Origin of the sequence: Geobacter metallireducens GS-15 (assembly GCF_000012925.1) — a bacterium.
GTDB classification, from domain to species: Bacteria; Desulfobacterota; Desulfuromonadia; order Geobacterales; family Geobacteraceae; genus Geobacter; species Geobacter metallireducens.
In genome coordinates this window covers 2,435,358-2,447,695 of the sequence record NC_007517.1, presented here as the reverse complement: position 1 = coordinate 2,447,695, position 12,338 = coordinate 2,435,358, and the positions used below count along the sequence as shown (strand labels likewise).

At 59.8% G+C, this 12,338-nt stretch carries 6 protein-coding genes and 1 riboswitch; all 6 genes read right to left on the bottom strand.

What is annotated here, in order from left to right:
- Nucleotides 1–77, bottom strand: a riboswitch (cyclic di-GMP riboswitch).
- A 281-nt stretch (nucleotides 78–358) separates the two neighbouring features.
- The 6 genes from GMET_RS10920 to GMET_RS10890 all read right to left on the bottom strand — a co-directional run bounded on the left by GMET_RS10920 (nucleotide 359) and on the right by GMET_RS10890 (nucleotide 12,289).
- On the bottom strand, nucleotides 359–1,582 hold the full coding sequence (locus tag GMET_RS10920; RefSeq protein ID WP_011365668.1) for an ISL3-like element ISGme5 family transposase: 1,224 nt from the start codon (nucleotides 1,580–1,582) through the stop codon (nucleotides 359–361).
- A 158-nt stretch (nucleotides 1,583–1,740) separates the two neighbouring features.
- Nucleotides 1,741–5,025: an FG-GAP-like repeat-containing protein gene (locus tag GMET_RS10915; RefSeq protein WP_004514750.1), complete on the bottom strand. Its 3,285-nt coding sequence runs from the start codon at nucleotides 5,023–5,025 to the stop codon at nucleotides 1,741–1,743.
- 151 nt (nucleotides 5,026–5,176) lie between these two features.
- Entirely contained in the window at nucleotides 5,177–5,836 is a 660-nt protein-coding gene (locus GMET_RS10910) for an FKBP-type peptidyl-prolyl cis-trans isomerase N-terminal domain-containing protein (protein WP_238378912.1), read from the bottom strand.
- 754 nt (nucleotides 5,837–6,590) lie between these two features.
- Entirely contained in the window at nucleotides 6,591–10,196 is a 3,606-nt protein-coding gene (locus GMET_RS19040) for an FG-GAP-like repeat-containing protein (protein WP_011365924.1), read from the bottom strand.
- A gap of 28 nt (nucleotides 10,197–10,224) precedes the next feature.
- The gene (locus tag GMET_RS10895; RefSeq protein ID WP_004514754.1) at nucleotides 10,225–10,461 is read right to left on the bottom strand and encodes a hypothetical protein; all 237 of its coding nucleotides are present in this window, start codon (nucleotides 10,459–10,461) and stop codon (nucleotides 10,225–10,227) included.
- Between the two features lie 52 nt (nucleotides 10,462–10,513).
- Entirely contained in the window at nucleotides 10,514–12,289 is a 1,776-nt protein-coding gene (locus GMET_RS10890) for an FKBP-type peptidyl-prolyl cis-trans isomerase N-terminal domain-containing protein (RefSeq protein ID WP_004514755.1), read from the bottom strand.
- Nucleotides 12,290–12,338 lie beyond the last annotated feature (49 nt).

Here is a 12,338-nt window from a genome sequence, read left to right as displayed (position 1 = left end):
TTCGGCAACCCGGCTGTCTGCTGGAGACCCTGTAGGCTTTCCGCCCCATCCTCGCGGATGGTTGAGTATTGTCGTGTATCGAGTCTGTTGTGAATTTGTTATCTATTTGTGCCTTAGTGGGGGGAATAAAGTCAAAAAAAATATTTTTAATACTGATTTCACATTGTGGCGGGCAGGGGCGGAGCTCTTGCTCCGAAGCGATCCAGCGTCACCAGCCGGTCTTCGTGGCACGTGAACAGCTGTTTCCGAGGCTTTCCCTCCGCCAATACCGAAGGTGGTTTTTTGCGGGGATCGCTTCTCCGCAAGAGCTCCGCCCCTCCCGGGAACCGGCGGTGGAAGATGGGGCAAAAAGAAAGGTTCATCCGGGAATTCCGGGGAAAGCGGCTCTGATCTTGAGAAAGAAGTATTCGTGATCCCGGAAGCCGTAGGCCATTCTTTTGATCACCTTGATCTTGTTATTGATGCCTTCGAGGATTCCGGTGTGAAGGGGCCAGAGGCAGTGGTTGAGGATTCCTTGGAGATAGCCCTTTAGCCGGCGGGCAAACAGGATGAGTGGCGGTATTCCACTCTCCATCGCCCTTTGGTGCCACTGCTCCCAGAATAGTCCCGCCTCTTCAATGCAGGTAAACTTCCACAGTTGCTTCAGATCGTCTTTGAGCAGGTAGACCGTAAGGAGGCTGCGGTTTGCCTCCAACAGTTCCTGGAGGCGAAGCATGTCGTCGCCCTTGACGTTCTCGCTGTTTCGTAGCAGCAACCACCGCGATGTTTTGACTACCTTCCGTGCCTTCTTGTCTTCCTTCAGGCGGTTTGCCTCATCGACTCGCACCCTGTCGATCACTTCCCTGCCATACTTCGCCACCACATGGAACAGGTCGTAGACTATGTCTGCCTGGGGCGAGTGCTGCTTGATTTCCTCCTCATATGATGCGTTCATATCCATCACGACCGCTTTGAGCCGTTTACAGCCATGTGGGCCAAGCTGCGTGAAGAAAGGACGGATACTCTCGCGACTCCTGCCTTTGCCGATCCATAAGACTTCCTTACGGTATGGCTCGATGATAACCGTCGCATAGCGGTGCCCCTTGTGAAGGGCGAACTCATCCATCCCGAGAACTTCGATGTTTGAGAGGTCGACGGTGCCGACCCGCTCTGTGAGTGAGCGCTTGTCGATTTCCTTCACCTGGTCCCAAGAAAGCCCCAGATACTGCGCCACGTGCTTCACAGACACGACACCACACAGTCGCGCTACGCTCTCTGCAAGCCTGCGCGTCACGCGGGCGTATTTCGCCAGCCATGACAGACGCTCCAGCGTTGGCCCACACTGAGGGCACAGCAGCCTGCGGCGGTGAACGATCAGATAAGTCTGAGCATCGAGAATCGGCAAATCTCGAATTACGCGCTTGGTCGTTTCATGGACGCTTGTGCAACGCCCGCCGCACGAGCCACACACCATCTCATCCTGGGACAGGGCAATCAGTTCTACCTCGATCCGTTTGGCATCACCTGTGACGATAGTGCGTGTCCCAGCAACACGATATCCTTCCCACCCTCCCGCAATTGCGATAACATCGGAATACGACAACGGCAGCCTCCTGCGATCTTTTTTGGTTGGGGAACCATCAAGATACCGCAGTGCTGCCGTTGTTGTTTATTAATCTTCCCCGGAATTCCCTGAAGAACCAAAAGAAAGGCCGGCACTTCTGCCGGCCTTTCCGTTGTGCTGCTGCTGGAACTTCTCGTTTACTTCACTGGCTGGTTTGCCTGGACGGGCTGATCGGTGGACAGGCCCCAACTCACCGTCCGTTGCTTGCCGGTGACGGTGTCCATGATATACCAGGTTCCGTTGGAAGGACGCCAGACAGCGATGCTGGTCCTGCCGATGCTGTCGTAGTCGCCCGGTACGGGGATATCGCCGGCGGTCCCGTAACTGATGACGCTCTGGGTGCCGTTGCCGCTGTTCTTGATGAACCAGGTGCCGTTGCGCCAGACGGCGATGTCGGTCTTGCCGTCGCCGTCATAGTCGCCGGGGACGACAACGTCGCCGGTGGTCCCGTAAGCCGCGGTGGTTTGCGTGCCGGTGGCGCTGTTCGTGATGTACCAGGTCCCGTTGGTGGGGCGCCAGACAGCCAGGTCGGTCTTGCCGTCGCCGTCGTAGTCGCCGGGAACGGGGATGTCGCCGGTGGTCCCGTAGCTGGGGGTGCTCTGGGTGCCGGTGGCGCTATTCTTGATGAACCAGCTGCCGCCGCGCCAGACGGCCATGTCGGTCTTGCCGTCGCCGTCATAGTCGCCGGGGACGGGGGTATCGCCCATGGTCCCGTAGCTGACGGTGCTCTGGGCGCCGGTGATGCTGTTCATGAAGTACCAGTGGCCGTTGGAGGGGCGCCAGACAGCCATGTCGACCCTGCCGTCGCCGTCGTAATCGCCGGGGACCAGCTTATCGCCGGTGGTGCCGAAGTTGACCGTGCGGGTCATGTTGGTGAATGATGGCATGTGCAGCCAGTCACCCGTGTTGGGGCGCCAGACCACCAGGTCGGTCTTGCCGTCGCCGTCGAAATCGGCGTTGAGCCGCGCCTTGTGCACCACATAGGGGCGCATCATCTCGTTGTCTTCATGCTCGACGATATGGCAGTGCCATACATAGAGCCCCTCGATGTCGAACTTTGCCTTTATCCGGGTAACCTGTCCGGGCAGCGCGATGATGGTGTCTTTAAAGCCCTGTTCGTTGGGTTGCGGGAGAGTCGTGCTGCCGGCCGCGGGGTCCGGCGTCAGGGTGGCGGCGAGGAGTTTTTGCCGGTTGACCAGCTCGAACCGCACCAGGTGTACGTGGACAGGATGTCCATCCATGGTGGTGTTGTAGATTTCCCAGGTTTCGGTGCTGCTGAGAAGCGGCAGTTCGGTGAGCGGATCATTCCAGTTCAACGGGACCGCCGTAAGCCCGTCGGCGGACAGCGTGCCGAGGAGCGTTATGCGGGGGCCTGCCGGCAACGGCACATCACCCGGTGTGAGGACCGCCGCCTTCGCGCAGTTGGCCGCAAAGTTCGGATCCCCGGCGAAGGTGCTGAAAATCGTCCGGACGATTGCCGCGGTGACCGGATTGACTTCGACGCAGACCTGGGCGGAGTCCAGCTCGTTCAGGGAAACCTTGCGGGGAGTGGGCACCGGTGCGCCGAGGGGTGCCTCGCTGGGGAGGACGAGGTTCTGCACCGTCGTTGTGGTTGCGTCGCTCGGGAGCACGGGAACGGCAACGGAGTCGACGATGAAATCCATCACCTGTCCGGAGGTGAGCGGATCGGCCGGCGCATAGAGTGCCAGGTTGGCCGGGAACCCCTGGAAGGGGGCGTCGGGACCCGTGTTGAAAATCCGGACATGGGTACCGTTGGCCAGACCGGTGAAGTCGATGATCACGTCGGCACGTTCAGCCGGACCCATCAACAAACCCTGTTCGGTGGAGGGAGCGGCCACGGCTGCCGGGATGGTCCCGTTCCCGGGAAGGGCGGTAGCGAAGCCCTTGGTGATCTTGACGACCTTGGGAAGGAACCCCTGATCGCCGCCGATCTGGTAGAAGGGGATTTCCGTAGTGGTCTTCACGTCGTCGGCCGTGCCCCATTTGCCGTCGGGGCCGGCGGTTACCACATACATCGAGAGGTTGAGGGTCCGGGAGTTGCAGCCGTCCAGGAAGCGGAAGCGGTATTTGGTCGGCGCCACGGTGAATTTCGGCCAGGTTGTGCCGTTGACCACCATGGTGTTGAAGAACACTTCGGGGTTGAGTATGGGGGAGATGTCCGAAGGACCGGCAGGGGTGCCGACTCCACCGATGTACGGTCCGGTGAAGCCGTCGAAGAAGAGGCGGCTGGACGGGTAGAACAGCTTGGCCTGGGTGGCCCCCGTCGACGTGGGGAGCGTGTTGCCGGCGGCATCGGCCCAATCGAACGAACGGTCCTGGATGACAATCGGCACCTCGCGGATGGCGTTGCGGGTCGCGGGGGTTAGGTTCGGGTCTTGCCCGACGGTCGGTGCCGGGCCGGGAAGGCTGCCGGCTGCCAGATCGTTCACGCCCCCCCTGATGAGCCAGAAACCGGCCGGGCCTGCATAGACGTTAAGCCGGGTCATGCCGATGGTATGGTCATGATACCAGATCGTTGTGGCCGGCTGGGTGTTGAGGTAGTTGAAGTAGGCCGTGCCGGCGATGGCGTTGGCGGTGTTGGCCTGGTCGTATTTCGTGCCGCGCTCCACATAGCTGGCTGGAATCCCCTTGGTGCCGGGGGTGCCGGGGAGCCACCACGCTTCGGGATAGCCGTCGCTATGGGGCATGACATGGGCGCCGTGGACGTGGGTCACCAGTGGGACCGGACCGATGTAGGGAGCTGCATTGGCCGTGTGGCAATCGACCCCGAGGGGGTTCATGGCCATGACGCAGCCCGTGCCGGTCGGGTTGGCCCAGTGGATGGTCTGGTCCACGCTGAAGAGGTGAGGCAGGAAATTACACGCGGCGACGCTCTTGTTGGGAGATGCCGCGCAGGCAACCGGATCGGCGACCAGATCGTTGCTCCAGCGCACCGAGGTAGCCACGTTCGAGGTGTTTTCCACGGTGAAGGCCGGATAGTTGAAGCTCGAGTTCGTGGCCGGCGCGATCCCTACGCCTCCCCCCACGATCGCCGTTGAATCCGGCTGCGGGTCCGATGCCCGGCCGTAACTCCACACGGTTGTGGCAGGGAATGGGCCGACCGTTGCCGGCGCAGCAGCGAGCGGGTTGGGGAAGCTGCTCCCCCAGATGCCGCCGGGAAGGATCTGCTGTTTGAACTGGCGGACAGCGATGTCATATTTGGCCGCCGGGGCCGGTGACGAGACACTTGCGGGCATCACCGGGGGGATGACCAGAGGGGTCACGTACTTGGGGATGCTGGCGGGGTCGACGGTCCCCCCCGGTACAGGCACCGCGTGGGCGGTTGACGTGATGCTCAGGCCCAGGAAGGTGAGGGCGGAGAGCAGCCTGGTTCCGGTTTTCCATGGTGGGTGATCATTCATTGTTGCCTCCTCGAGTTCAGGGCCTCATGCCCTTTGGGTGCCATCCCGACGTGTGTCGCTCCGGAGATGGTTCAGCGATGTCTGCAGCAATCCCTGCCGTCTTTCCGATCACCACCTTTCCCTAGGTTTTTATAGAGACGTTGAAGGTCGCCTATTTAGCCGGAATAACGGAAACCAGTTCCAGGTCGTAGATCAAAACTCCCTGGTCATCCAGGGGTTCCTTGTTTCCCGAAGCGGTGCCAGTGGGGATGACGACCTGCCACTTGGACCCCTCGGCCATCAGCGGCAGCACCTCCTGGAGGGCCGGCATCGCTTTTGCCACGGAGACGGTTCTCGGAATGCCGGCGTCATAGGTGTTGCCCAACTCCTTGCCGTCTATCCGCGAGATGCGATAGTGGACCTTTACCTCATCCTTGAGGGTTGGCATTTTGCCGCTCCCTTCGCTGATTACCCGGTACTGGACGCCGCTCGGCAGGATCTTGACCCCTTCCTTTTGGGCGTTCTCCTTCAGAAATGCCTCGCTGGCGCGGCGGTACTCGGCGGTTTTCTGCCGGGCGCTCGTCTGCCCGGCGGCATCAATCTTCCGTTTGAGTCCCGTCAGGGACTTGTTCATCTCTTCTTTGGACACAGACGGCTCTTTCTGCTTGACGGCATCCTGTACCCCCTGCATCAGTGCGTCGGGGTCCAGTTCCACGCCATGGGCCTTGAAATCACTGCCCACCTGGTAGCCCACGCTGTAGTTGAGCTTTGCATTCTCTCCCTTGATCTCCTGACCGAGGGCGGCGGATACCGCACAGAACAACAGGATCAAGCCCCAGATTCCTATGGGGATACATCTCCTGCCGCGGCTATTGCCCCTGAGGCAGGGAAAGGCTGGTACGGATTCGGGGGATTTCAGCGAGTAATCACCCCATTTCAGATGAGAAAACCGGCTCATGTACTGATTCCTCCTTGATTTTTGGATATGACGGATCACTCATTCTCCTGCAGAAACCTGTTACGGGCCGTGATCGCGGCCTCGAGGCGCGACCTGGACATGCGGCCGGGCCTGGGCCCATTGATGCTATCCGTTGAGTGATCCTGGATTGCGGCTTGAATCGGCGTTGCGGACGTTGCTGCTGTGGCGGATTGACCTATAGTCGACGGCCGGGGCGCCGGAGGTTCTGCTTTTTCTTCTCCGGTGCATACGACCACGTAGTGATCCGGGTATTCATCGACCCGGCAGTCGGTATCCGCAAACAGAACGTGCGGCAGTAGCACCATTCCGGCCACGACAGCTAGTTTCATGGATAACCCCTCAACCAACGGGTCACGCGAATCGCGGGCTACTCATTCTTCGGTGATTAAATAGTCCCCTCTCCCTGAGGGAGTGCTTTGTTGTTGATCAAAGTATATTTTTAAGCGGCATTTCGTGTAATCGGCGAACGTCTGTTTTCTTGTAGAGACTTTCTGATTGAGGAATGTGAGATTGTCTTATGTTTCTTCGCCTCAATGAGTCCCGCGTCATACTTTGTCCTAACGCGAAAAAGGCCGGCATTGCTGCCGGCCTTTCCGGTTCTTCTCATCTACTTCACCGGTTGGAATACCTTGATGGGCAAGTCTGTCGGGGCGCCCCAGTTTACGGTGGTTTGCAAGTGGGTCACCGGATTCATGATGTACCAGTTGCCGTTGGAGGGACGCCATACGGCTATTTCCGTCCGGCCGAGGTTTTCGTAGTCGCCGGGGACCGGGATGTCGCCGGCGGTGCCGAAATTCACGACAGTTTGGGTATTGGTGGCGCTGTTCTTGATGTACCAGGTGCCGTTGCGCCAGACGGCCATGTCGGTCTTGTTGTCGCCGTCGTAATCGCCGGGAACGGGGGTATCGCCGTTCGAGCCGTAGCTGACGACGGTTTGCGTGGTTGAGCCGCTGTTCTTGATGTACCATCTGCCATTGGATGGACGCCAGACGGCAACGTCAGTCTTGCCGTCGCCGTCGTAGTCGCCGGCGACGGGGATGTCGCCGTTCGTCCCGTACGTTATGACGCTCTGCGTACCATTGGCGCTGTTGGGGATATACCAGGTACCATTGGAGGGGCGCCACACTGCCGTCTCGGTTTTGCCGATGCCATCGTAGTCGCCGGGGACGGGGATGTCGCCATTGGTTCCGTAACCTATGGTACTGGTCGTCCCGTTGGCACTGTTGGTAATGTACCAGTTGCCGTCGGAGGGGCGCCATACGGCCACGTCGGTCTTTCTGTCGCCATCGTAGTCGCCGGGAACGAGCTTATCTCCGGTTATTCCCTGGTTTATTACAACGGGCGTGTTAGTTGACGTTTTGATCCACCATTGGCCGGTGGTGCCAGGGCGCCAGACGGCGATATCGGTTTTGCCGAGGCCGTTGAAGTCACCCTGTGGCGGCTTGGTAGCGAATACAACTGGCCGCATCATGTCATTCTCTTCATGACCCAGGAGATGGCAGTGCCAAACGTACTCGTGCTCAAAGTTTGTCAACTCGTTGGTAACGGTGATCGGCGTATTGGTAGTGGGATCAACACCGGTAAATTGCGTTGTGGTACCCAGAGGCATTGTCACGTCGAGCGGCCGGACGCTGTTGGGGAGAGGGAATGGCACAGGCGGCGTCGTCGGTCTCATGGCGACAACGATGTCTTCCAGCGGGTGCATCCTGACCGTATCCTTCCATCCCAACTCGTTGGCGTCGGGTGGCCGAATCATGCCGTCCCAGCCGACCCGGTTGATGATCTGCACGTCGAACAGGTGGAAATGGATGGCATGGGTGTCAACGCCGTTATGGGTGATCTTCCAGAGCTGGGGCTGGCCGTTGTTGAGCTGTTCGGTTGTCGGGTCTATGTAACCCAGGGGAATCGTCGTCTGGATAAGGGCGTTGGTAAACGGCAGTTCGACCCCCAGAGTGGCGTTCATGCGGCCATAGTCCGCGGTGAAAAGCTCCTGAATGGCCTTCGACTTCATGGGCATCGTTACCGGCGCGGTGGCGCCGACCGGCGTAAAGGTCAGGGAGTTGTCTGATATTCTGGAATAGGTATCGGCTGTTGCTTTATAGGGGCCGGGATAGCCGGTTTGCGGAATCACCGGCGCGGGCTGCGACGCTGCATAGATCGTCGGCAGAGCCGTGGTTAACGGAGCCGGATTGAAGGGTACCGGAGTAGCAGCCGCTACCCGGAACTGCATGATGGTCCGGGTGTTGGGACCGTAACCGGCCATTGTCGGAGGTGCGCCACCCGACGAGGTATTATCCGGGCAGCCCGTGTAGTAGTCGTTGCGCGGGTCGAACGCCGGCACCGGCGCGGGGCCGTCGTTGTAAAGGATGACGGTCTTGCCGGCATAGGCGGAAAAGTCGACGATCACATCGGCCCGTTCCGCCGGCCCCAGGAAGAGCGCCTTGTCCGACACATTCAGGACCACCACGTTTCTGCGATTGTATTCATAGTTGACCGGTTGGGGATTGATCACGGTAGGCGCCGGCAGCAGGCCGCCTTCAGAACCTATCTGGATGATTGGCGGGCCGGCTGTGGCCGGGTCGGGCACGCCGCCCGCCCTCGAATCCGTGGGCCAGGTCGGCGGGAAACAGCCAACCGGTGTTCCGGGGGCGCCGGCGCAGGTGCAGTTCGTGGTGACGGTCGCACTGCAGACCGGCCGCGGAACTGCCGGAACCATTTTGACTTCCTTTTGATAACCGGGGTTCGGCTGGCCGGTCACCGGGTCAAAGGGGGTAAGGGTCGGGTCGGCCGTAAAGAAGGAGAGGTTGAACATCCGGTCGTTGGCCGCGTTCAGGATCCGCAACCGGTAGGCCTGGGGCTGTACGTCCATATACGGGTAGGCCGTACCGTTGACAACGGGCGTATCCATGAACCCTTCAGGCACGCCGGACACGTTCATTGTGGGCAGTCCCGGAACGGCAGCGGGGAAGATCGGCCAGAACCAGGGGCCGTAGTCCCACCGGCCGAAGTTGTTCGCACCACTCAGGTCCGGGTTGGTGGGCCACTGGTTCGTTTCGTAGACGTGCGGGAACCACAGGTCGCCGTACTTGCCCCATTTGGGATCGTTCCATTTCGTATCCTGAACGGCAATGTCCTGGGGAACGAAAGTCTTGTCCTGGATGATCAGGGGGATAATGTGTGCCAGGTCGTTATTTGCCGTATCCCCCAGATTGGCTGGATTACGGATGGTGCCGGGGACGCCGGCGGCGGCCAGCGAGGTCTCTTCCGCGGGATCGACTATGAGGTAGCCTGCCGCCTCGCCGGCATAGACGTTGAGGCGCGTTATCCCGTAGGAATGGTCGTGGTAGAACAACATCCTGCCGCTCTGGTTGTTGGTCCAGAAATAGGTGGAGGCGCCGGCCGGCTCGATCCCGCCATCCATGTCGGGAACGTTTCTCAAACTTGCACCAGAGGTATAGGGGGTGCTCGTCTCCCCGGCCGGGGTGATCCACTGGTGTGGGGTCCCGTCACTGATCCACGGAGAGTGTCCGCCATGGAGATGAAGATCGGCCCGGTTCTGTGTGTAGTTATCCATCCCGTTGGGGCCCATCCCCGCACCCATGTACGTGGTGTCCACCGGTATGAAGAGGTCGCCCGCGCCGTTAGCGCCCAGTTCGTTAAAGAACTTGATGCGCACCGGCCGGTCCTTCTGGGCAATGATCAGAGGTCCCAGGTAGTTGGACGAGTGGTCCGTACCGTTTTTCTGGTAATACCCCCTCAGCTTAGTGCCGGTTCCCAACGCATCCGCGGTGGGGGGGAGGTCCGAGTGCATCTGTACCCGGTAGTCTTTCAGACCGATCTGGTAGTAATCCGAGCCGGGGTACGTGGCCGTGTCGGGAGCTGCGATTGGGATGTACTGCCCGAGGTTGTTGGCGCCCAGGGCTGTACCGGCAGGCCGTGCGCCGGACCCGAGCCCCGGCAGCGAGTCGACAAACTTCCTGAGAGGGGTTCCGGAATTGCTGGAAGCGCTACTGTAGGTGCCCATGATGTTAGTGTATTTCCAGGGGCCTGCCGGGCTGTTGGCGTAGAACGTGCCTCCGCTGGGCGTTGCGGACGCAGGGTAGTCAGGTGCCGGCGGCGTCGCCCTTGTCCCCGGACCAGCGTAGGCAGCCAGGGGAAGTGCCGCCAGTGCAAGCACCAGGCTCATAATGATTGAAAGCTGTTGCCTGTTCATAGGTCCTCCTCCAAAATCGCTCAAGTTCTTAGTTCGTGCCGTCCTTCTGCAACTGCTGCTTGATCTTTTTCATCTCTTCCACCTCGATCTTGGCCCGATTGCGTTTGGATAAAACGGCCTTCTTCGGGGCAGGGGCACTGTTTCGCTTGACTTGTGCCTGTTGTTTCTGCGGATTCCCGGAACCGGGATTCTGTGCCGCGTGCAGCGATGCAGCCATCAAACCCGAGAGGATAATCGCGGATGCTAATGCCGGCAGCTTTCTCATGATTCTTACCTCCTTTCCGCCCTGTGTACTCTGCACAATGCTCGTTCAGTGCTCACTTGATCGCGAGGAGCTCAACCTCCACGATGATCGTCTCATTGGGCCCGACCGGCGATCCGATGAGACTTGTCCGCCCCCGCTCTCCGTAGGCCAGTTGGGAGGGAATGAAAAGTTGCCACTTTGAGTTCACCGGCATCATTTTCAAAGCTTCGCTCAGGCCGGGGATTCCTCCTCCTTCGGCGACACTGAACGTCACCGGACGGCCGGGATAGGAGCGGTCGAATTCAGCTCCGTTCAGAAGGGTCCCGCGGTAGTCGCAGAGAACATGGTCAACATCCGTGGGGGTCCTGCCGTTACCTGCCTTCAGTATCTTGTACTGGAGGCCGCTCGGCAGGGTTACCACTCCCTCTTTCGTTTTGTTTTCAGCCAGGAATGCCTGCCCCTCCTTGGCCGCTATTATGGGGGCCATCTTCTGTCTCTTCCGCACCTCTTCCTGAACGGCAAGGGTGGTTCTGCGGATCTCTTCCTCAGTCATGAGAAGCTTGCCGCCTGAACGGGCGTCCCTCATGCCCTGCATCAGCATATCCAGGTCGATTTCGACCGACTGCTGCGTAAAGTTCCTCACCATGTTGACGCCAATGGCGTAATTGACCTTGTCCCGCTGGGTCTTGAGAACGGCCGGTTCCTCGGCAAAGACCTGGGTTGCCAGGAAAACGACGCCAAGGACAAACATCAGCCTGACGGTAATCGTCCCTTCCTTGGGCCTGTACGGCTGTCTGGCCGTATTGTAGGAACTGGTTTCAACCGGTTTCGCTTCCCTGCCGGCCTCCACTCCCGGTGTCAGGCTTGCGGCGGTCAGGCCCAGGAATGACGCGGCATACAGCACGACGGAAAGATACGAGACCGATGGCCGGTTTGTGAGGAGCAGCGCAATGGAGCCGAAGAGGGCCGTGCCCCCCCAGAAGAGGAGCGTCACGTGTGCCGGGGGAATATTCCTGCGCACCATCAGGTAGTGGAGATGAAGGTTGTCTGCCCGGAACGGGTTTTTCTTTTTCAGCAGTCGTACCAGCAGGACCCGGAGCGTGTCGAAGATGGGGATGAGGAGCACGAGCACCGGGAACATGGAGTCCACCGAGTCTTGTACGCCCTGCGTGAGGAGCACGGCCACGAAGGCAAGAGAGAACCCGAGAAAGAGGCTTCCCGTGTCCCCCATGAAGATTCTGGCGTTGGGGAAGTTGAAGAGGAGAAAGGCTCCCAGCGCCCCCACATAGGCGAAGCAGATGACCGCTACCGGTACGTTGCCCGTAAGGAGGGCCGCAATCCCCATGAACAGGAATCCCAGAAGCGATACGCCGCCTGCCAGGCCGTCGAGGCCGTCGAGGAGGTTGATGGCGTTGGTAATGCCAATGATGCCGATGTAGGTGAAGGGGATGCTTAACATCCCCAGGTCCAACCGCCCCAGTGAGCCAAAGACCCCGATGTGGTTGATGGTGACGTTGCCGCCGAATATGACGATTGTGGCCGCGGCCGCCATGACGGCAAATTTCATTTTCCAGTCAAGGGAGGAAAGGTCATCCACCATCCCCATGCCGACCAGAATGAACGACGCGGCAATGAACGACGCCAATGCTCCGCCATGGCTCTCGACAAACAGAAAGGGGAGCACCCCGGCGAAAAACGCCGCCCCTCCCCACCGGGGAGTCGGCCTCCGGTGCAGGCGTCGCTCGCCTGGCACATCCACGCACCTGCAGGCGGTCGCGATGCGGATGACGAAGGGGGTGAGAACGGCCGTAATAAGAAATGACGTGATGCAGGGGATGACGAGTCTCATAGGTGGAATTCCTCTTAGAATATGTCAATATGCCTAGGCTAACTTTGCG

What these genes read in the sequence shown, in the direction of transcription:
- GMET_RS10915 (WP_004514750.1), bottom strand. Translation starts at nt 5,025, where the DNA reads ATGAATGATCACCCACCATGGAAAACCGGAACCAGGCTGCTCTCCGCC.
- GMET_RS19040 (WP_011365924.1), bottom strand. Translation starts at nt 10,196, where the DNA reads ATGAACAGGCAACAGCTTTCAATCATTATGAGCCTGGTGCTTGCACTG.
- GMET_RS10895 (WP_004514754.1), bottom strand. Translation starts at nt 10,461, where the DNA reads ATGAGAAAGCTGCCGGCATTAGCATCCGCGATTATCCTCTCGGGTTTG.
- GMET_RS10890 (WP_004514755.1), bottom strand. Translation starts at nt 12,289, where the DNA reads ATGAGACTCGTCATCCCCTGCATCACGTCATTTCTTATTACGGCCGTT.